This window comes from Cyclobacterium sediminis, from assembly GCF_054781075.1.
On sequence record NZ_BAAGVC010000001.1, the window covers coordinates 72,895 to 93,290 of the forward strand.

Genomic DNA, 20,396 nt, shown 5'->3' on the forward strand with positions numbered 1-20,396 from the left:
TTAAGGTTATTAAGAAGCCTTGAATTTACACCCATTGGTTTCATTGAATTACAAAAGTTTGATTTCCAATTTTACATCAGTTAATAATGTGTATTTGTTCGTTTACTACCTCCTTTAAAATGGTGTCTGACCATTGGTAGGCTGGAGGGATTTCACCCAGAAAATAGGTTTTTGTTGGATGAATCAAGGCCGGAAGCTGATAGGTGTCGGTAATCCGAAGTACATTCAATAATTCTAAAGCGAAATCCCTTCCATTTTTTGGGCTGGGTTGGTCATGCGTTTCCGGTGGATTGCTCAGGTAAATACCTTCACATTTTTCATCCATCAATGCTGCATACATGGCTATGGAAGCCATTCCATCCCTTCCAAGAACGCTTATTTTACTTGGAGCTACCTCAGGCAATGTTCTACAGAATTCCAAAGCCCGCATGGTGTCATAAATTTGCATGGAAGCAATGGTTTTGCCTAGCCAAGCTGCTGAACGCCTCACATGCCAATTGAGCTCTGGAGCCCAGCCGGCTTCCCCCACACCTCTTACTTCCAGATAGGCGATGTTATGTATTCCGGGTACTTTATTTGCATAGCCTTCACTTTCCCATCTTTCCTCTCCCGGGGTTCTTAGTACCAAGAGCAGAGGCGATTTCTCATCTTGAGGCTGTCGGTAAAAGAAATTTACTTTGAGTTCCCAGCCCTCTTCACTGTTAAAACTGTAGGTTTTATTGCCATGTTTGGCCAGGTCGGCTGTTCTATAAATCATTTTGCCTCCCAAATCAATCGCAGAATCCGGAAATGCCCCAAAAGTTCTCGATTTAAGGTATTCTTTCACCTTGTTTTGATGGTTTTTTAGGGCTTCTCGGCTATTGATATCCGGTATTTTAGCGGTTTTGATAAAGGAGTGCTGTATTGTTTTGGTAATGTCTGTAGGAGGGGGTGTGCCATTATAAACATTAAGGCTGTCAGCAGGAAGCAATTTTTCTTTGTTGGATTCTATATCCATTATTTCTTCAGCGGGAACCTCTTTGCCCATTAAATGCTGAAGGAAAAATGAAAAAATGGCTTTTCTGGATTTTGGATGGTAAGAGTGTCCTCCGGGGGTTTCTACCAGTGAAATATTATTTTCTGCATCAAATTTTTTGTAGAAGTTGCTCAAGGTCTGGTAAAACTGCCGGGTGGACTCGATGCCATAAAGTTCATCTCTATCGGACTGGGCAATAAGCAGGGGTTTGGGTGCAATTAAAGCTCCGATATCTGTGTAATCCATTTGGAAGCCATTGTTGACCATCATGCAATCACAGTGGCCATCTATTCTTCTTTCACCCACCTGAGAGTCCATGGTTCCTGCGCCACAAACTGGGGCTGCAGCTTTTACCCTTGGGTCGGCCGCGGCAAAATACCAACTTTGGGAGCCGCCTCCGGAAATCCCGGTGATGCCTATATTTTCCTTGTCTACGTCATTTCTTGTTTCCAGGTAATCCAGTCCTCTAATGGCATTCCATAATTCTACAGCTGCGGGGTTGTAGCCCCGGGAGTACCAATTGAACCAACCCTTATTATAAGGTCCCCAATGGTGTCCCCAAACTTCCCCAAATTGGATGGTATCAAATATTAGAGTGATAAACCCAAGTTCTGCCAATCTTCTTGCATGCGCTTGGTAATTTACCTTTTGCCCATGAGAATGACCGGAAAGATAAATTACAGTTGCCCGAGGCTTAGAAATATTGTCGGGTACATAGAGGTTTGCAGGAACAAATAAATTGGGAAGGGATTCATAGTAAAATTTTTCAATGTGAAATCCTTCTTGTTGCAATGTACCTTGGAAGTAAGTTTTGGGAGGGTTTCTTTCTTCCTCCAAATTGAAACCCATCATTTCTATAAATTGATGGTATTTTTCAGGGCGAATTGTGTTCCATTCTTCCAATGAAAGGGAGTTTGAAGAAAAATTTTTAGTCAATTTCTTGGCCTCTTGGTTAAGGTAATGCATGATATTGTTAGAAGGAGTAGGTTCTTTGACAGTCTTTGCTACATCTTCATTACATGAACAGGTTAGTATAATAAGAAGTCCTAGAGACAGAAAGTTTAAATTTTTCATTTTTCTAATTTTAATGACGAAGTAAGATAATCATAGGATTTTTTTTAAGCCAATGGTTTTTAATATTGATTAGAATTTGAGAGGAAAAACCAGTCAATATTTACATTTTACTTGATTATGAAGCGAAATAAAGGGATATTGATAAAGGTTTTGTTGGCTTTAGTGGTAGTATTTTTTTACTTGACCACCTAAGTGTATGGAATTTAGTTGGGAAATGATTAACCCTCAGCGTTAATTAAACTGACTAGAGGCCAATTTGAAATCTAATATAATCATAAGCATATAATTGTTGATAATCCTATGAAATTGACTGATGAACAAATTGCCCAATACCATAAAGATGGCTATGTACTTGTAAAAGGATTTTGTACTCAGCAAGAGACCGATAAGCTTTATAAAGTTGCTATAGAGGATGAGGCAATGGGCAAAAATGCCATGGACCTGAATGACCAATCGGGCATGAAAACCAAGCTTTCTTTATGGTTTAAGCCGGGGAATGATGTGTTTGGCTATTTGACTAGGAGTAAAAAAATGGTAAATGCTGTGGCGCAATTGCTGGAAGGAGAAGCGCCCGTATGCCATTTTCATTCCAAGTTAATGCAAAAAGAGCCCAAAGTAGGAGGGGCATGGGAATGGCATCAAGACTATGGCTATTGGTATAAAAATCAATTTATGTTTCCTGATCAGTTAATTAGTGTAATGGTTGCCTTAACAGAGGCGAATAAGCAAAATGGCTGTTTGCAGGTGATTAAAGGCTCTCATAAACTTGGCAGAGTAAACCATGGATTTGCCGGTGAGCAAGTTGGGGCTGATATGGTGATGGTAGAAAATGCCTTAAAAACCATGGAACTTGTCTATTGTGAAATAGATCCAGGAGATGCACTGTTTTTCCATAGCAATTTATTACACAGGTCTGCGGCCAATCTTTCGGACAAACCCAGGTGGTCCATCATATCCTGTTTCAATTCCCAATCCAATATTGCCTACAGTGAGACTTCAACCGCTTGGAAAGAGGCCATAGATCCTATACCAGATGAAGCCATATTAAATTGGGAAGCGGATTCTTTATCTCAGGCAGACTTCCTTAAAAAGGAAGATGACCCGGCATTAAAAGACACAGGCTGGGAATAATTGATTCTTAGGGGGGGGAATTGATTCAATCAGTTGGCCACTTCCATTTTTACTTTCAGCTTTTTTAATTTCTGATTTTGGGTATTGTTAAGTAGGTCGTCTACTCTTTCTGTAGGGATGGCTACGTAACTGGCATTATCAAGGATATTGATCATGCCTATTTCATTGCCTTTCAAGCCTCCTTTTTTGGTGAAGAACCCAACGATATCTCCCTTACTCACTTTGTTTTTCTTCCCTACACTCACATAAATACAAGTCAAAGGGGAAGGTTCAGGGGTTTTTAATTCTTGCGGAAGTTCGTATTCCGGTAAATTACTGTCTACATAATCCGGGAAGGTTTCCTCATGAGCAAGCAGCAGATAGCTTTGTCCTTCGGCCATCATTCGCGCCGTTCTACCATTTCTATGAACAAAGGCATCTTTTTTTGGAGGCAATTGATAATGGACAATATGCTTGATTTCAGGTATGTCCAGACCTCGAGAGGCAAGATCAGTGGCAATCAATAAGGAGTGTGTGCCGCTTCTGAATTTTATCAGGTTTTTTTCTCTATCAATTTGTTCCATGCCTCCATGCAATACCACATGCTCAAAGCCAAAATCAGTTAAGAGTAGACTGATGCGGTCTACAGCATCCCTATGGTTACAAAATACCAATGTGCTTTCCTGACCAAAATCTGAAACAAGACGCATAAGACTGTCTATTTTTTCTACACTTGAGGTCCTTACCAGTTGTAACAATAAAGTCAATACTTCACCTTCTTTCAGAAAATTTACTTTCTCGTAAGTCTTAAAAGGCAGGAATTCTGGTAGGGTATTGAGGGTAGTTGCAGAAGTAAGAAAATACTTTTGTTCCTCTGAAAGGTCTTTGAAAATCACGCTTAATTGCTCATGAAAACCAAACTGTAAGGATTTGTCAAATTCATCCAAAATGACCAAGTCTATGTTTAAATTTGATAGATTACCTTTCTGAGCATGCTCTGAGAGCCGTCCCGGGGTGCCTATAATCACTTTTGGCTTTTCCATTAATCTGTTCTCTTCCGTTCGCATGGAATGACCTCCATAGCAAACACAAGCATGAAAGCTTGTCTTCAAGGATTTGAAAACGTCAGTGATCTGCAGAGCCAATTCTCTAGAAGGAATGATGATCAATGCAGTAGCATCCGAGGTGGAGCCCTCCAAGTGTTGGACCATTGGAATAAGGTAAGCAAGGGTTTTTCCGGAGCCTGTAGGGGCCAATAGCATGATGGGAGCATCTTCAGAGGCCTTCTCCATAAATTCCAATTGCATTTTATTGAAATTTTTTAATGAAAGCCTTTCCAAAAAGGTTTCCTTACTTGTCTGCTTATTCTTATCCATGCTACAAAGATAGGGATAGGCAGTGAGACAAGAGTGTTTTATACGAAGAATTTAAAAAATGACAGTCTGTAGATGATAAATACAGGCAGACTGTCATTGCTTATTTTGACAGCGTAAGCAAATAAAAGGCTCGCAATTAGCGGTTAATTTCTTGTCAATATCTTGAACTGATCCATTACCTTATAGGTGGCACGGGTTAGATCAATGTGGATATTTGGTGAGTTGTAATCAAAATAGGCTGAAGTATATCCTTGCCAAATGGTGTTTCCTTTTTTATGGTCAATTACCAAAACAACTAGCATTCCGTCATTTTGCGTATACTTAATGGCATTGTAATTTTCACCCCTTTTTTGTCTTTCAAGACTATCCAAAACAGATTCCTCAACCAACTCTATTCCCTGCTTTTTTAACCAATAGTCAAAATTTGGTTGGTTGTATCCTCTGTACCTCACTTCACTCATGTAGAGTTTGTGGATGATTAAAAGATCCGGATTTTTATCCCTTTCCCTAAACCCTTGAGATCCCAAACGTGAAGAAATGGATTTTTCAATAATTCCCGTAAAATCTCTGTCGTTTTTCCCTTCTTCAGCTACAAATCCAAAAGTTTTGTACTTTTTGAAAGCTCCTTTGTAGTTGTAATCGTATTCGGCAATAAAGTCTCTTTGTGACAAGCATGCTGAGTTAATAATCAGTATGGCGAAGATTAAGTAATTGAAGTTTTTCATACATTTTTCTTGAAAAGAGGTGAAGCAATAGGTTTGTGTTTTAGTGAAACAAGTGAGTTTTATTTTTCAAAACATAAAACTGGAATTTTAAAATAAACTTCAGAATAGGATTTTTGTTTAGGGTTTTATTGCTAAAAACTGAATTAATGTTAATGAATTTCAATATAAAATGCAAGCTTTTTGTTTCATATTGCTTAAACTTATCTGGTTGAATGTTAATGATCTATACAATCCCATTTTCAAGATAAATCCTAGGTGAAAATGGTGCTTAGCGAAATCGTCAATAGAAAAAATAGGTAGAAACAAAAAATGGCAAGCCCAAAGGCTTACCATTTTTAATATACAGGAATTGAATACGTTTTTACTTATTAGCTATGTTTTTCAATAAAGTCACCCAAAGACAGGTACTTTTCATATTTAGTTTGATAAATAGCAACTTTTTCCGGATTTGGCTTATAAACTTTATCAAAACCATTGCCCATAGCTGCTATGGCTTCGGTTACGCTTGGATATATGCCCGCTGCAGTAGCTGCATAAATGGCAGCACCCAAGGCCGGAGCTTGTTCTGATTTAGCTTCTTTAATGGGCATATTCAGCACGTCTGCCAAGGTTTGCATGACCAAAGATGATTTTTTTGCAACTCCCCCTAAGCCAACTACTTGTTCAATTTTCACCCCTTCTTGCCTAAACCTTTCGATAATCCTTTTTGATCCAAAGCAAATACTGTCCACTAAAGCCTTGAATACATGGGCAGCACCTGAGCCCATGTCAAGACCTTGAATCGCTCCTTTCAAATTCTGATTGGCATCGGGTGTTCGTCTACCATTGATCCAGTCCATTGCGATTACATCTGTATCTTCAGGAGCTATTTTCTGAGCTTCATTGGACAGGGTTATGATTAAATTCTTTTCCAAAAGGTTTATCGTTTCCTCTTTTACGGCCTCTTCCATAGTAGCATTTTTTATAGTAGTGCTGGCAGGTTTAAGCAATAACTGGACAAACCATGCAAGGACATCTCCAAAGGCTGATTGCCCGGCTTCTAAGCCAATTTTTCCCGGGATAACAGATCCATCTACCTGTCCGCAAATTCCTTTTACCAACTTATCTTCCAGTGCTTCATAAGGACTCACCATGATGTCACAGGTGGAGGTGCCCATTACTTTGACAAGGGTACCTTCATCTACTTCTCCTCCGATGGCGCCCGCATGGGCATCGAATGTTCCAACAGCTACGGGTATACCCTCTTCTAAGCCTAGATTTGAAGCCCATTCTTTTGTCAATTCCCCGGCAACCTGATCAGATGTATAGGTTTCTTGGTAAAGCCTGCTCTTAAGTTTTTTCAAGCTTGGGTCAAGTTTTTCTAAAAATTGTTCCTCCGGCAATCCTCCCCAGCTCTCATGCCACAAAGCTTTGTGGCCTGCAGCGCAGCGACTCCTCTTAAAATTGACAGGGTCAACGCCGCCAACCAGGGTGTAGGTTAGGTAGTCACAATGCTCCATCCATGAATAGGCAGCTTTTGCTACTTCTTTGTCCGCTCTGACAATATGTAAAATCTTTGCCCAAAACCATTCTGAAGAATAAATTCCTCCTTCATATTTGGTGAAATCTTCTCCTCCCCATGTCCTTGCCAAATGATTGATTTCATCCGCTTCATTGATAGCCGTGTGGTCCTTCCAAAGAATCATTTGGGCATTGGGGTTTTCTGAAAATTTATCGGAAAGTGCCAATGCACGGCCGGAACGATCCACAGGAAGGGGTGATGATCCTGTTGTGTCTACGCAAATACCTTTGACCTGAGTTTTGGGTATGCCGGACTTTTTCATAACCGCATTTACAGTATATGAAAGCCCTTCAAGATGATCTAAAGGATGTTGTCTAAACTGGTTTTTTACCGGATTGCAGTATTTACCTGCTTTCCAGCGCGGATAGATGTATACTTCAGAGGCAAGGGTTACACCATCACGGGTGTTGACCAAAATGGACCTGACAGAATCTGTTCCATAGTCTACACCCAATACGTAATTGTCCATAGTGATTATTTTGGATTGTTAAATAGCGAGAATCTAATGAAGACTTGAAATAGAAGATAGAATTGTTTAAGAGTGCTTGAAATACTTCTGAATGTAACATTCAAGGACCAATAAAGCGAAGGCCTTTTTTAAATTTAATAATTCATAAAAAAAGTATTCTTGACAAATTCCATAACCCGTTTCAAGTTTGATGTAAAAATATACGGAAAAAATGGATAACGGCCCATTCAAACTTATAAAAAAAGAGTACTTTGGCCACAATTTTGGATCAGCTGATTAAACGTCTTCAGCTTCATGCCAAGTCTGGATTTCTAATATTTTATTATCTACGGTTTTGATGGCCATATGGTATTCGTAAGTTATAGATTTCAATGTTTTGCTATCCAATGCAGAGAATATTGTCCAAACCAGTGTCCAGTCTCCCTTCAAAATACCTCGATTTACGCGTACACTGGTAAGTTTAGGATCACTAAATGAAAGGTGGTTTAAGTGGTTGTGCTTTGATTTCCAATGAGAAATCTCTTCAATAGAATCGTGAATAGAATCCGTATTGGTATTTATACACTTAAAGTCAGGATGGATAATTTCATTGATATAATCATAACTTTCCAATTGAAGCCCTTTAAGGTATTTTCTAATCAATTCCTGATCATTTTGTTCTTCGGGATTTTTAGTTACCGGAGGGTTTCGACCTTCCACATTCTTTCTCACCTGCTCTTCGTATTTGCTTGAATACAAATAGCCGGGTAGAAATGCAAGTGCTAAAGAGTTTTTTATGTTGGTCATCTTAGGTTATCAATTTTAAAAGGGTTATTTAAATTGATATTTTTATAGGTGATAGTAGAAACTTCCCCCTATTTATTATTCTAGTTACAATAATACGAATAAAAAATTCAATTTTTATGGTTTGTAAGATGATTTTTAGTATTAGAGTAATGGATTATCTCAAACTTAATCAGTACTTTAGTTAGTATTTTATTCCTAACGAAGAAATATTGAATTCCTTTTATGGAATGATTAGGGAAAAGGGAAGGTTGTGCCTTTCTCAACATTATAGATTGGGAGAGGGGTATAAAAAACACCTCTTATTAAATCCAAAATAGGCATTAGCCTTCTATGACCTGCTGAATTCGCTTCAATATCAGCCACTTCTTTTCGGTTTTGAATTTCACCATAGCGTTGCTATTCTAAAATCTCAAATAACCTGAATTTATTGCGATTGCAACCCCTGTCAAGAATTATATTGCATAATGCGGTAAATAAGAGGTGTAGTAGAGGTAATTATGATTAGATGAATCTATTTTGTTGCTGCCATTTCATTAATTAATAAAGCGTTCCATTTATGGATCAAAGGCCATTCTCCCGATAAATCAGAATTTTTTTCACCGTCAAAAAAACACAAATGGGACTTTTTTACAGCTGTCTCCTTTTGATGGACTATTAATACTAAACTATCGATTACTTCCACTCTATTTGAACCTTTTCCTATATGATGATTTTGTTTTTGAAGGTCAATATGAGAAATATAATCCGTTGAAATCAATTTAAATTTTATCTCAGCTTCCAAATTCATATAGAGCAACTTTTGCTTTCCGGTGTCAAGACCGATGGCATAAGTTCCACGCCAATAATCTAAATTGTCCATTACCAAGTCTTGCCTATTGGCTTCATCCATAAACTTTTGTTGCTTGGACAATTAAATTATTATTTTCGGCTGTTGGAAATGAGTTTGAGTTGCTTTTATTTTTATTAAATACCATATAAAAGAGTTAAGATTTATTTGTTGGAGACCTATTGGAAGAAGTGTAAGCTTAGTTTGTTGAAAGAATAATCCACATGTACTTTAATTGCTTGGGCTCAGAAGTAATGGTTTTGCTTTTACGGGGTAAATAGCTATTTTACCAATATGAATTTTGGTAAAGGAGTTAAAATATTCTGGATTTCGCCCATTTCAGTTGGGGTAATTTGCATGGTGCTGATCCTTGGATGTAAAGAAAGCGGGAGCCAAAATGTTTTGGAATTTCCTGACCAAATCAGTTATAACCTCCATGTCAGACCAATCTTATCAGAAAACTGCTTCACCTGTCATGGCCCTGATGCCAATAAAAGGGAAGCAGGGCTTCGATTAGATATTGCTTCAGAAGCGTATGCAGCTTTAAAAGAAAGTCCCGGAAAACATGCCATTATACCCGGTTCTTCTGCAGAATCTTTGGCATTTAGCAGAATGATTTCATCAGACCCGGAAGAGAAAATGCCTCCTCCAACATCCAATTTGAAACTAAGTGATCAGCAGATCAAATTAATCGAAAAATGGATAGATGGGGGAGCGGTTTATGAGCCTCACTGGGCCTTTGTTTCTCCCCAAAAAGCCCCTCTTCCGAAAGTGAAAAATGAGGATTGGGCACAGAATGAAATAGATTACTTTGTATTAAGCAAGATGGAGGAGGTAGGATTGGATCCTTCCGTAATGTCGGATGACTTAACCCTCTTGAGAAGGCTTTATTTTGATTTAACTGGCTTGCCGCCAAGTCCTGAAGAATTGGATGATTTGGAAGAAAATGGCATGGTGCCGGAAGCTGTAATAGACCAATTGTTTCAGTCAGCGGCTTATGGAGAGAAAATGGCCGTTGCCTGGATGGATGTTTCTCGTTATGCCGATAGCCATGGTTACCAGGATGATTATTACAGAACGCAATGGCCGTGGCGGGATTGGGTCATCCATGCATATAACAAAAACATGCCCTATGATCAATTCATAACATGGCAGCTGGCAGGGGATTTGATTCCCAATGCAGGCAAGGAGCAGTTATTGGCCACAGGTTTTAACCGCAACCATAAAATTACAGAGGAGTCCGGTGCCATCGACGAAGAGTACCGCGTAATGTATGCGATAGACCGAACGAACACCTTAGGTAAAGCCATTCTCGGGGTTACTCTGGAATGTGCACAGTGTCACGATCATAAATACGACCCCATTTCTCAAAAAGAATATTTTCAGACCTATGCATTTTTTAATAATGTTGCTGAATGGGGGATAGAGGAAAAAAAACCTGGTTTCTCCAAGAAAAGCCCGGCAAAATACCCTTTAATGGAAATCAGTGATAAAGATGTCGAAGAATTGCTCCAATTTATTAATATGCCCGATAGTGCTTCTCGCGTAAATAGGTTGATGACAGGAATGACCAAAGGAGCCAATTACAATTCTTTACTTGATGAAGCCAAAGTGCTGAAGGTTGCAGTAATGGGAGAACCGGACAGTATCCGAAATACTTATATTTTGGAGAGAGGTGCCTATGATGCTCACGGAGAAAAAGTTGAACCCGGGCTCCCGGCTTCTATTCTTCCTTTTCCTGATAGTCTTCCAAAAAACAGGTTAGGATTATCGAAATGGCTCTTTGATGAGGGTAACCCATTGACTGCAAGGGTTTTTGTAAACAGGGTTTGGCAAGAAATTTTTGGTGTAGGAATCGTGGATACTCCCGGAGATTTTGGTTTGCAAGGTAATTTACCTACCAACCAGGAATTACTTGATTGGCTGGCTGTTGACTTTATAGCACATGGCTGGGATATACAGTATCTATTAAAGAAGATCATGCTTTCCTCTACTTACCAGCAATCTTCAATGGTCAAAAAGCAGCATTTAACACTTGATCCGGAAAATAAGTATTTGGCCAGATTTCCAAGGCGCCGACTAAAAGCAGAGGAGATTAGGGATTTAATATTGGCCAGCAGTGGGCTATTGAATAAAGAAATTGGAGGGCCTTCTGTAAAAACCTACCAACCTGAAGGCCTTTGGGAGGCAGCCACCTCGGGTAGAGGTAATCTATCCAAGTTTCAATTGGATACCGGAAAGTACCTATATAGAAGGGGGTTGTATACTTTTATCAAGAGAACTGTCCCGCCTCCCAATATGATATTATTTGATGCCAGTAACAGGGATGCCTGTGAGGTGGAAAGGTTGAAAACCAGTACCCCTTTACAGGCTTTGGTCATGATGAATGACCCTGTGGTATTGGAGGCTTCCAGGGTGTTTGCCTCCAGATTATTAAAAATGGATCCAAAACCTGAAAGAGGAATAGCCTATGCTTTCTATAGTATTATTGGCAGAAAACCTGATGAGACAGAACGCGAGATTTTGAGCAATCATTTGACAAGCTTTTTGGGAGAGTATAGTGATGATAAAGAAAAAGCCAAAAAGATAGTAGATGTAGGAAAATTTCCTTTAATGGATGATATACCTGTAGAAAAACATGCCGCTTTGGCACAGGTAATCACGCTTATTTATAATTTGGAAGCCAGCATTACGAAAGCTTAAATTATGGAAAAAGAAATATTGGATCATGGGTTGAACCTTAATAGAAGGCATTTTCTTTCCAAGCTAAGCTTGGGTCTGGGAAGTGCAGCTTTAGGCTCTCTTTTAATCCCGGATTTATTCATGGGCAATAATTTGGGGGGAATTGATGACTTGAGTAAAGGATTGCCCCATTTTGCTCCTAAAGCCAAAAGAGTGATATATTTGTTCCAAAATGGCGCCCCATCTCAATTAGAATCGTTTGACTTTAAACCCAAGCTTCGAGATTTATGGGGGCAGGAGTTGCCGGAATCTATTAGACAAGGACAAAGGCTAACAGGAATGACTGCCAGCCAAAGTAGTTTTCCAATGGTTGGCTCATTTTGTGATTTTCAGCAATACGGTCAAGCCAGGGCTTGGATAAGTTCCTTATTCCCACATACAGCAAAGATTGTAGATGACATTTGCATCATAAAATCCATGCACACTGAAGCCATCAATCATGATCCAGCCCTAACATTTTTCCAAACCGGAGCCCAGCAAGGGAACCGTCCTAGTATGGGGGCTTGGTTAAGTTATGGTCTTGGTAGTGAAAATAATAATCTACCGGCATTTACCGTATTATTATCAAAAGGTGAAGGAAATGGGCAAGGGGTATACTCCAAACTTTGGAGCAATGGTTTCTTACCCTCTGCACATCAGGGTGTGCAATTTAGCAACGGGGAAGATCCCGTACTTTATCTCAGTGATCAGGATGGGATGACCAAGGCAGACAGGAGAAAAATGCTCGACAACTTAGCAGCTTTGAATCACCATGCCTATGAAAAAATTGGAGACCCGGAGATTCAGGCCAAAGTAGCCCAATATGAACTGGCCTATAGAATGCAGACAGCTGTTCCTGAAGCTACTGACTTGACCAAGGAGCCGGATAGTGTTTTTGAAATGTATGGTGAAAACAGCCGTAAACCGGGGACTTTTGCGGCCAATTGTTTGTTGGCACGTAAGCTTTCAGAGTCTGGCGTGCGATTTGTACAGCTTTATCACCAAGGTTGGGATCAACATGGAAACCTTCCCAATGAAATGACCGTTCAGGCAAAAGATGTGGATCAAGCTTCTGCAGCTTTGGTAAAAGACTTAAAACAGCGAGGACTGCTTGACGAAACCTTGGTGATATGGGGAGGAGAATTTGGTCGGACAAACTATTCACAAGGTCGATTAACCCAAGACAATTACGGGAGAGACCACCATCCCAGGTGTTTTAGCATTTGGATGGCCGGTGGAGGAATAAAACCTGGTATCGTTTATGGAGAAACAGATGAATTGGGTTACAATATCACAGAAAATCCGGTGCACGTACACGATTTTCAAGCCACAGTATTGCATCAGCTTGGGTTGGATCATGAGCGGTTGACCTATAGGCATCTAGGACGAAAATTCAGGCTTACTGATGTCTCCGGTCGCGTAATCAAAGAATTATTGGTTTGATCAATTGCCCTTAAATCCTGTAAAAGACGCAGTGTTTTTTAACTTTGCTTGATGAAAACCAATTTAAAGAGGTGAGATCAAGAGGTCAATCATCTGCTACCAAAATATAATTTATTAAAATGAAAAACTTAATATTTGAAAACGGGGACAAAATGCCAACCCTCGGGCTCGGAACTTGGAAATCCAAACCAAATGAAGTCTATAAAGCAGTGTTGCATGCCATAAAGGTAGGGTATCGGCACATTGATTGTGCCTATGTTTATAAAAATGAAATTGAAATAGGTCAAGCTATCAGCGACGCCATTGCTAAAGGGATGGTAAAAAGAGAAGACTTATGGATCACTTCCAAATTATGGAATGATGCTCACCTGCCTCAAGATGTGCTACCTGCCATTCAAAATAGCTTAAAGGATTTACAATTGGATTACCTTGATTTGTATTTGGTTCACTGGCCAGTGGCATTAAAAAAAGGTGTGGGCTTACCCTCTGATCCTGATGATTTTCTAACCAAAGAAGAGGCCCCTTTGGCAGATACTTGGGCTGAAATGGAAAAGTTGCACAACCAAGGTTTAACCCGCCAAATTGGAGTTTCCAACTTCAATTCCGCAAAAATTGAATCATTGAAGAAAAATGCTTCCATTATGCCTACGGTGAATCAAATTGAGTTTCATCCTTATTTGCCTCAAGAGAAGCTAAAAGAATATTGTGACAAAAATGGTATCTACATTACAGGGTATGGCCCTCTTGGAGCTGCCTATAGGGTTGCGGATAATGAAGTGGATCACCCTATTTTGCTTGAAAACAAAACATTGCAAGAGATCGCCAAGAAACATTCAGCGACAGTGGCTCAGGTAGTACTTGCCTGGGCCATAGAGAAAGGAGTATCGGTAGTGCCCAAATCTGTTAATTTTAAGCGAATAGAAGAGAATTTTTCTGCTGGCAATTTGACTCTGGACCAAGAAGATATGAAAATGATTAGTAATCTAGGCGGCCCGTATCGTTATACGCATGGCAGTGCTTGGGTTGGGGAAATCAGTCCTTATGATTTTTCTGACATTTGGGAAGAATGTCTATAATTTAAACCTTCATTTTAATTAAAAAATAACGCATGAAATACATTACATTTAAAAACCAAGATAAAATGCCCATGCTGGGCTTGGGAACCTGGAAATCCGGACCCGGTGAAGTTTATCAAGCTGTGCTCTGGGCTATTGAGGCAGGTTATAGGCATATTGATTGTGCAGCTATCTACCAAAATGAAAAAGAGGTGGGAGATGCTTTACAGAAAGCCTTTAAAGAGGGGCTTGTCAAAAGAGAAGAGCTTTGGATAACCTCCAAGCTTTGGAACAATGCCCATGAGTTGGCCAAAGTGGAAGGAGGTATTCAGCAGACTTTGGCAGATTTGCAGTTGGATTATCTGGACCTTTACTTAATCCACTGGCCGATATCCTTAAAGGCGGGGGTAACTTTCCCTAGTAGTGGAGAAGATTTTCTTGATTACAAAACCGTTCCCCTTTCTGAAACCTGGAAGGGAATGGAAGCATTAAAGGAAAAAGGCCTAACCAGACATATTGGGGTGTCCAACTTTAATATAGCAAAACTTAAAGAAGTTCAACTCAATTGCAGCATCACACCTGAGATGAATCAGATAGAGCTTCATCCTTATTTACCCCAAAATGGACTGGTGGATTATTGCAAGCAAAATGGGATAAATGTTACGGCTTATTCTCCTTTAGGCTCAGCAGACAGACCAAAGGCCAGACAAAAAGATAGTGATCCAATATTAATGGAGCATAATGTTTTTAAAGAACTGGCCGAAAAGTACACTTGTTCTGTAGCACAAATTCTTATCGCTTGGTCATTGCATAGAGACATTGCTGTGATTCCAAAATCAGCAAATAAGGAAAGAATTACGGCCAACCTAAAATCAAAGGATATTGAGCTCTCTGCAGATGATTTAAAAAGTATAGAATCCATCGAAGGGCGCCACAGATATATAGATGGTACATTTTTTACGGAGGTCCCCGGTAGTCCTTTTGAACAATCGGACCTTTGGGAGAGTTAAAGCAACAACCTTATTAAAATCAACACAATTAAAAAGATGATTTTGTTTTAACTTGATTAATATCAACATGGGCGGGTGATATAAATCCCGCTCATTTATTTTCTGAAATAACAAAAACTATCTTTTGATGATTGCTAAAGTATTTGGAAAATATTCGATACTTTGCAGAAAAATTAAAAGAATAACCACTCAAAATCATAAATTTTTAATTTAAATAGAAAGGTTTTAATTTGTGGTTAATTTAGGCCCACAATCTAACAGTAAAGGTTAGTTATTTAAATTATCGTTCAAAACATCATTTGAATAAGGTGGTGGTGTTTAAATACTTATTCAGATAAATTGTAACTGAAATAAATCTTTCTTTACTAAAACAAATACAAGTAGGTGATTTCCTAAAACAGGAAGAAAAATTACGCTATTGATTGATTTTAAACAAACCTGTTAGGGTAAATTCCTACACCCGAAAAATAGTAAATAAGAATTGGGGATATTTATATTTTAATACAATAGATACAATGAAATCAGCACATATTTTATTGGTAGAAGACAATGAAGGTGATATTTTTTTAACGCTAGAAGCATTAAATGAAAGTGATTTAAATAACAAAATAAGTATTGCACGTGATGGACAAGAGGCTTTGGATTTTGTTTTTAAAACCAATGGTTTTGAGCAAGAAAACACCCCTGATTTGATTATTCTTGATATAAACCTTCCAAGAAAAAGTGGTCATGAAGTGCTGTATGAACTTAAACAACACCATAGCTATAGAAAAATCCCTGTTGTAATTCTGTCAACTTCAAGTTCCAAAACGGATATTGATTTATCTTATGAGAATTATGCCAATTGCTACATTACTAAACCTGCGGAGGTTGCTGATTTTTTAAAGGTCATTGCATCCATACAGAATTATTGGTTTGAGACCGCTTCCTTACCTGTAAATTAATTTTTGAGTTTTTTTACTTTAAGATTAAATTAAACGAAAAGCTGCTCTTTTCTTACCTTAAGATAGACTAGAATTACATAATTCTTATTTGTTAAATGCATGGATATAGGTATATTCTGTCCGAAATAAATTGGATAAGAATGTATACACACTTTATGAAGCCATTTGTTAGAATAGAAATTTTATTTATCGCATGTATAGTTGTTACAATTGCTAGTTGTACAAGCAACAGTCCTGTAAAAAAAGAGCAGCAGCCTGCGCCAAACCTACCCAATATTGTAATTATTTTCACAGATGACCAGGGTTATGAAGATGTAGGGGTTTTTGGTGCGAAAAATATTGAGACACCAAACTTGGACCTTATGGCAAAAAATGGGGTTCAGTTTACCAACTTTCATGTATCCAATGCAGTATGTTCTGCCTCTAGGGCTTCTATCCTTACCGGTTGTTACTCCAATCGCCTAGGTATTTTTGGAGCCCTTTCAGATCGCAGCAAGCATGGTTTGTCACCGGAGGAGACCACCATTGCAGAGGTACTCAAACCTAAAGGGTATGCCACCGGAATAGTAGGCAAGTGGCATTTGGGACACCTTGAACCATTTTTACCCACTAAGCAGGGTTTTGATGAGTTTTTCGGGCTTCCTTATTCTAATGATATGTGGCCTTACCACCCCGAAAGACCGGATAATTATCCTCCGCTTCCATTGTATCAAAATGAAACAATTATAGATACCTTGACAGAACAGCGCATGCTGACAACCTGGTATACAGAAAAGGCTGTTGATTTTATTGACAGGAATAGCCATCAACCATTCTTTCTTTATTTGGCTCACAATATGCCTCATGTACCCCTATATGTATCTGATAAATTTAAAGGGAAGTCTGAGGCAGGAATTTATGGAGATGTAATCATGGAAATAGACTGGTCAGTAGGACAGGTTATGGAAGCATTAAAGAAAAATGGCTTGGAAGAAAATACCTTGGTCGTCTTTACTTCAGACAATGGCCCATGGCTTTCTTATGGAACCCATGCGGGTAGTACAGGTATTTATAAAGAAGGAAAAGGAACTTCTTGGGAAGGAGGAATACGTGTTCCGGCATTAATGCAATGGAAAGGGAAAATTCCTAAAGGGCAAGTTCAAGATAAAATAGCCATGACCATAGACCTATTACCTACCATTGCTCATATTGTGGGTGCTCCTTTGCCTGAGAAAATTATTGATGGAAAAAATATTTGGCCTTTGATAAGTATGGAAGAGGGAGCTGAATCACCTCAGGAGGCCTATTATATTTATTATAACAAAAACGAATTGCAAGCCGTTATCTCTGGTAAATGGAAGTTGTATTTCCCGCACAGGTACCGGACGCTTCCTGATGATTTTGTAAAGCCTACCAATGGAATACCCGGTAAATACGAGATGTTAACATTGGAAGAAATGGAGTTGTATGATTTAGAAAATGATCCATCAGAGCGTAATAATGTTATTGAAGACCATGCTGAGGTGGTAGATAAGTTGCAAGCTTTGGCTGAAAAAGCAAGGGAGGATATGGGAGACGCATTGCAACAAAGAGTGGGACTAAATGTTCGCTTGGCAAAGAATTTCGATTCTTATAAGTAATAATTATCAATGGATTCTTTAATAATGTAGCAATGATGGGGGGTACATGATTAACGGATCATTAGCTTGTCATTTTAGGCATAGACCTTGCGGTCAGGTATCTGAAAATTTTGTTTAAAAGAATAAATACTAGGTTTATGAATGCAAAAGCAGAATACAGTCTATTTGATGATGTAAATAAAGTGGTAGATCATGCAGCCAGCCATATGGACATACACCCGGGCTTGTTGGACCAGATAAAATTATGCAATAGCATTTATAAATTTAATTTTCCGCTTAGGAATGGTGATGGGACCTATCAAGTTATAGAAGGGTATAGGGTTCAGCATTCCCATCATAAATTGCCTGTAAAAGGTGGTATTCGGTATAGCAGTTTTGTGAACGAAGAAGAGGTCAAAGGACTTGCAGCATTGATGACCTATAAGTGTGCCTTGGTAAATATTCCTTATGGTGGGGCCAAAGGTGGTGTGAGGATAGACCACAAGAAGTATACACGTGACCAATTGGAAAAAATTACTAGAAGGTATACTTCTGAGTTAATTAAAAAGAAGTTTATCGGCCCAGCCATAGATGTACCTGCCCCCGATTATGGCACAAGCAGTCAAGAGATGGCTTGGATAGTAGATACTTTTGAAGCTTTTAACCCTGAAGTGATTAATGCCAAGGGTTGTGTTACCGGTAAACCGCTCTCTCAGCATGGTATAGAAGGTAGAACAGAAGCCACAGGTATGGGAGTTTACATAGGGATTCGAGAGGCTGTGAGTGTCAGAGAAGACATGGATGAACTGGGATTACAAGTTGGTTTGAAAGGAAAGACCGTTGTATTGCAGGGCTTGGGGAATGTAGGCTTTTATTCCGCCAAATATCTTTCAGAAGCCGGTGCTAAGATTATTGGTATAGCGGAATATAATGGTGGAATTTGGGATGAAAATGGCATAGATATCGATCAAATTAAAGCCTATCAATTAGAAAATAAAAGTTTTAAAGGGTATGATAAAGGTGAATTTATTGAGAATGCCAATTCTCTTTTAACCAAACCTTGTGATATTTTGATCCCTGCAGCTTTGGAAAACCAAATCACTTCAGAAAATGCCCATGAGATTCAAGCCAAACTAATAGCTGAGGCTGCGAATGGCCCCGTAACACAAGAGGCCAATACCATATTGCTGGAGAAAGGAATCATGATTATTCCAGACATGTACCTCAATGCAGGAGGAGTTACTGTCTCTTATTTTGAGTGGTTGAAAAACCTTTCAAGGGTATCTTTTGGGAAATTGGAGAAAAGGTACGATATGAAAAAGTATGATGAACTCCTAGAAGGCATTGAAAAGGCAACCGGAGATTCATTCAGTGATGAGCAGAAAAGAGTAATAATCAAAGGAGCAAGTGAGCGGGATTTGGTTAACTCAGGACTCGAAGAAACAATGGTAACCGCTTACCACCATATGAACAGTGTGCGTAAGGAAAAAGGGATCAAAGACCTAAGAACAGCAGGATTTATTGTGGCCCTCGAAAGAATAGCCATTTCTTATACCGACTTGGGTATTTTTCCTTAAGTACAAGTCGATGCGAAAATTGGAATGTGAGCTCTTATGGGCAAGGCCTTAAGTTGGCGCTTCAAATAAGCCCCTATATTCTTTATGGGAGTGATTCATAAAAAATGGGGCTCGGTTTTTTTAATCCGAGCCCCATTTTATTTTAATTAGATGCAAGCTTATCAAGGCTCGAAAGGCGTAATCAGCTCAAAAATTTCCAGCGATTGCCTATTGCTTAACCTTAACCTATTGATTATCGGCAGCTTTCAATTGATTCAATACCTTTTTAAGCGTTTGGGAATCGTCTTTATAAGGACTCAGGTCAAAGATTTTCACACTTTTAAAATCTATCGGGTGGCTTTCACTCTGTAGGCTAATATAACCTTCAGAGATAAGCTGGCCATCTTTCTTGACTTCCGGATTATGGTTGCTTACATTGCCACCACCCATTTGAGGCTGTAAGTAAGTAAGTACAGTGTCACCTTCTATGATATGGTGAATTATTGAATCACCCAAAACCAGAAAGTCGGCAGTTACCCACTGATCACCATGGTAGGTTTTTGAAGAGGAGTTTACACAATGAGGTGTGAAAAGTTCATCTCCCATCACCACATTGGTTCCGGGGGTACATAAGTTACTGGTGGTTCTGGGGTTTTCGCCATCTCCTCCCAGAAGTTGGCCTTCTATGGAAATGGGGAAGTCTTGATCTTTCAGCATGGTTTCCGGGTCTTGGCCATGGAGCATTACACCGGAATTTCTCAGGGCCCATCCTTCGCCACCCGGGGCTTGTTCTCCAACAAACCTGTACTCAACCCTGTATAGGTAATATGAAAAAGGCTCATCATAAAAGATATGCCCATACTGCTGGTCAAAGTCTTCATAACCGTCATACCTTACTTTTAGTAAGCCATCTTCCACAGAAAAGGTGTTGGCATAATTCTCGTCAAGTTCATGTTTGGCTATTTTTATGCGCCAATTGTCCATGTCTCTGCCATTAAATAAAGTGCGCCATCCATCTTTGATATTTACAGATTCACTTTTGTTGGATCCTGAACAGGAGGCCAGTAATGTAGCAAGGATGATTAGTAATGGCAGGACTTTCAGTAGTTGTGTTTTCATCAGGTTAT

Annotated in this window: 15 protein-coding genes; 8 read left to right on the top strand and 7 right to left on the bottom strand. The window is 39.2% G+C overall.

The genetic code is table 11. From position 1 onward, the window contains the following. Positions 1 to 76 precede the first annotated feature (76 nt). Positions 77 to 2,089 (bottom strand): alpha/beta hydrolase, encoded by a 2,013-nt coding sequence (locus tag ACYVHJ_RS00315; protein ID WP_460511533.1) that lies wholly within the window; start codon positions 2,087 to 2,089, stop codon positions 77 to 79. A 300-nt stretch (positions 2,090 to 2,389) separates the two neighbouring features. Between ACYVHJ_RS00315 and ACYVHJ_RS00320 the strand changes: the two genes are divergently transcribed. Further along, a complete protein-coding gene (locus tag ACYVHJ_RS00320) occupies positions 2,390 to 3,220 on the top strand; it encodes a phytanoyl-CoA dioxygenase family protein (protein WP_339903737.1) in 831 nt (276 codons plus the stop codon). 29 nt (positions 3,221 to 3,249) lie between these two features. On the opposite strand, the gene ACYVHJ_RS00325 is transcribed toward ACYVHJ_RS00320, so the two are convergent. From ACYVHJ_RS00325 to ACYVHJ_RS00345, 5 genes are all read right to left on the bottom strand, one after another. Beyond that, entirely contained in the window at positions 3,250 to 4,575 is a 1,326-nt protein-coding gene (locus ACYVHJ_RS00325) for a DEAD/DEAH box helicase (protein ID WP_460511537.1), read from the bottom strand. 143 nt (positions 4,576 to 4,718) lie between these two features. Continuing rightward, positions 4,719 to 5,300, bottom strand: coding sequence for a DUF4136 domain-containing protein (locus tag ACYVHJ_RS00330; protein WP_339903739.1), 582 nt, complete (start codon positions 5,298 to 5,300; stop codon positions 4,719 to 4,721). Between the two features lie 368 nt (positions 5,301 to 5,668). Continuing rightward, on the bottom strand, positions 5,669 to 7,330 hold the full coding sequence (locus tag ACYVHJ_RS00335; protein ID WP_460511539.1) for a ribulokinase: 1,662 nt from the start codon (positions 7,328 to 7,330) through the stop codon (positions 5,669 to 5,671). 276 nt (positions 7,331 to 7,606) lie between these two features. Next, positions 7,607 to 8,116 carry a hypothetical protein gene (locus ACYVHJ_RS00340; RefSeq protein ID WP_460511541.1) on the bottom strand — a complete coding sequence of 170 codons (510 nt, stop codon included), beginning with the start codon at positions 8,114 to 8,116 and terminating at the stop codon, positions 7,607 to 7,609. A gap of 511 nt (positions 8,117 to 8,627) precedes the next feature. Then, a complete protein-coding gene (locus tag ACYVHJ_RS00345) occupies positions 8,628 to 9,026 on the bottom strand; it encodes a hypothetical protein (RefSeq protein WP_460511543.1) in 399 nt (132 codons plus the stop codon). Positions 9,027 to 9,236: 210 nt separating this feature from the next. Here ACYVHJ_RS00345 and ACYVHJ_RS00350 point away from each other — a divergent pair, with 210 nt between their 5' ends. The 7 genes from ACYVHJ_RS00350 (at position 9,237) to ACYVHJ_RS00380 (ending at position 19,290) form a co-directional block, all read left to right on the top strand. Next, the gene (locus tag ACYVHJ_RS00350; RefSeq protein WP_460511545.1) at positions 9,237 to 11,645 is read left to right on the top strand and encodes a PSD1 and planctomycete cytochrome C domain-containing protein; all 2,409 of its coding nucleotides are present in this window, start codon (positions 9,237 to 9,239) and stop codon (positions 11,643 to 11,645) included. Between the two features lie 3 nt (positions 11,646 to 11,648). Further along, entirely contained in the window at positions 11,649 to 13,106 is a 1,458-nt protein-coding gene (locus ACYVHJ_RS00355) for a DUF1501 domain-containing protein (protein WP_460511547.1), read from the top strand. A gap of 119 nt (positions 13,107 to 13,225) precedes the next feature. Continuing rightward, a complete protein-coding gene (locus ACYVHJ_RS00360) occupies positions 13,226 to 14,182 on the top strand; it encodes an aldo-keto reductase family protein (RefSeq protein WP_460511549.1) in 957 nt (318 codons plus the stop codon). 32 nt (positions 14,183 to 14,214) lie between these two features. After that, positions 14,215 to 15,171, top strand: coding sequence for an aldo/keto reductase (locus ACYVHJ_RS00365; RefSeq protein ID WP_339903954.1), 957 nt, complete (start codon positions 14,215 to 14,217; stop codon positions 15,169 to 15,171). A gap of 515 nt (positions 15,172 to 15,686) precedes the next feature. Then, positions 15,687 to 16,115: a response regulator gene (locus tag ACYVHJ_RS00370; RefSeq protein WP_339903955.1), complete on the top strand. Its 429-nt coding sequence runs from the start codon at positions 15,687 to 15,689 to the stop codon at positions 16,113 to 16,115. 140 nt (positions 16,116 to 16,255) lie between these two features. Beyond that, positions 16,256 to 17,734, top strand: coding sequence for a sulfatase family protein (locus tag ACYVHJ_RS00375; protein WP_460511552.1), 1,479 nt, complete (start codon positions 16,256 to 16,258; stop codon positions 17,732 to 17,734). A gap of 137 nt (positions 17,735 to 17,871) precedes the next feature. Further along, positions 17,872 to 19,290 carry a Glu/Leu/Phe/Val family dehydrogenase gene (locus ACYVHJ_RS00380; protein WP_339903959.1) on the top strand — a complete coding sequence of 473 codons (1,419 nt, stop codon included), beginning with the start codon at positions 17,872 to 17,874 and terminating at the stop codon, positions 19,288 to 19,290. 225 nt (positions 19,291 to 19,515) lie between these two features. Here the strand turns inward: ACYVHJ_RS00380 and ACYVHJ_RS00385 are convergent, their stop codons facing one another. Beyond that, the gene (locus ACYVHJ_RS00385; protein WP_460511554.1) at positions 19,516 to 20,388 is read right to left on the bottom strand and encodes a 3-keto-disaccharide hydrolase; all 873 of its coding nucleotides are present in this window, start codon (positions 20,386 to 20,388) and stop codon (positions 19,516 to 19,518) included. Positions 20,389 to 20,396 lie beyond the last annotated feature (8 nt).

What these genes read in the sequence shown, in the direction of transcription:
- ACYVHJ_RS00315 (WP_460511533.1), bottom strand. Translation starts at nt 2,089, where the DNA reads ATGAAAAATTTAAACTTTCTGTCTCTAGGACTTCTTATTATACTAACC.
- ACYVHJ_RS00320 (WP_339903737.1), top strand. Translation starts at nt 2,390, where the DNA reads ATGAAATTGACTGATGAACAAATTGCCCAATACCATAAAGATGGCTAT.
- ACYVHJ_RS00325 (WP_460511537.1), bottom strand. Translation starts at nt 4,575, where the DNA reads ATGGATAAGAATAAGCAGACAAGTAAGGAAACCTTTTTGGAAAGGCTT.
- ACYVHJ_RS00330 (WP_339903739.1), bottom strand. Translation starts at nt 5,300, where the DNA reads ATGAAAAACTTCAATTACTTAATCTTCGCCATACTGATTATTAACTCA.
- ACYVHJ_RS00335 (WP_460511539.1), bottom strand. Translation starts at nt 7,330, where the DNA reads ATGGACAATTACGTATTGGGTGTAGACTATGGAACAGATTCTGTCAGG.
- ACYVHJ_RS00340 (WP_460511541.1), bottom strand. Translation starts at nt 8,116, where the DNA reads ATGACCAACATAAAAAACTCTTTAGCACTTGCATTTCTACCCGGCTAT.
- ACYVHJ_RS00350 (WP_460511545.1), top strand. Translation starts at nt 9,237, where the DNA reads ATGAATTTTGGTAAAGGAGTTAAAATATTCTGGATTTCGCCCATTTCA.
- ACYVHJ_RS00355 (WP_460511547.1), top strand. Translation starts at nt 11,649, where the DNA reads ATGGAAAAAGAAATATTGGATCATGGGTTGAACCTTAATAGAAGGCAT.
- ACYVHJ_RS00360 (WP_460511549.1), top strand. Translation starts at nt 13,226, where the DNA reads ATGAAAAACTTAATATTTGAAAACGGGGACAAAATGCCAACCCTCGGG.
- ACYVHJ_RS00365 (WP_339903954.1), top strand. Translation starts at nt 14,215, where the DNA reads ATGAAATACATTACATTTAAAAACCAAGATAAAATGCCCATGCTGGGC.
- ACYVHJ_RS00370 (WP_339903955.1), top strand. Translation starts at nt 15,687, where the DNA reads ATGAAATCAGCACATATTTTATTGGTAGAAGACAATGAAGGTGATATT.
- ACYVHJ_RS00375 (WP_460511552.1), top strand. Translation starts at nt 16,256, where the DNA reads ATGTATACACACTTTATGAAGCCATTTGTTAGAATAGAAATTTTATTT.
- ACYVHJ_RS00380 (WP_339903959.1), top strand. Translation starts at nt 17,872, where the DNA reads ATGAATGCAAAAGCAGAATACAGTCTATTTGATGATGTAAATAAAGTG.
- ACYVHJ_RS00385 (WP_460511554.1), bottom strand. Translation starts at nt 20,388, where the DNA reads ATGAAAACACAACTACTGAAAGTCCTGCCATTACTAATCATCCTTGCT.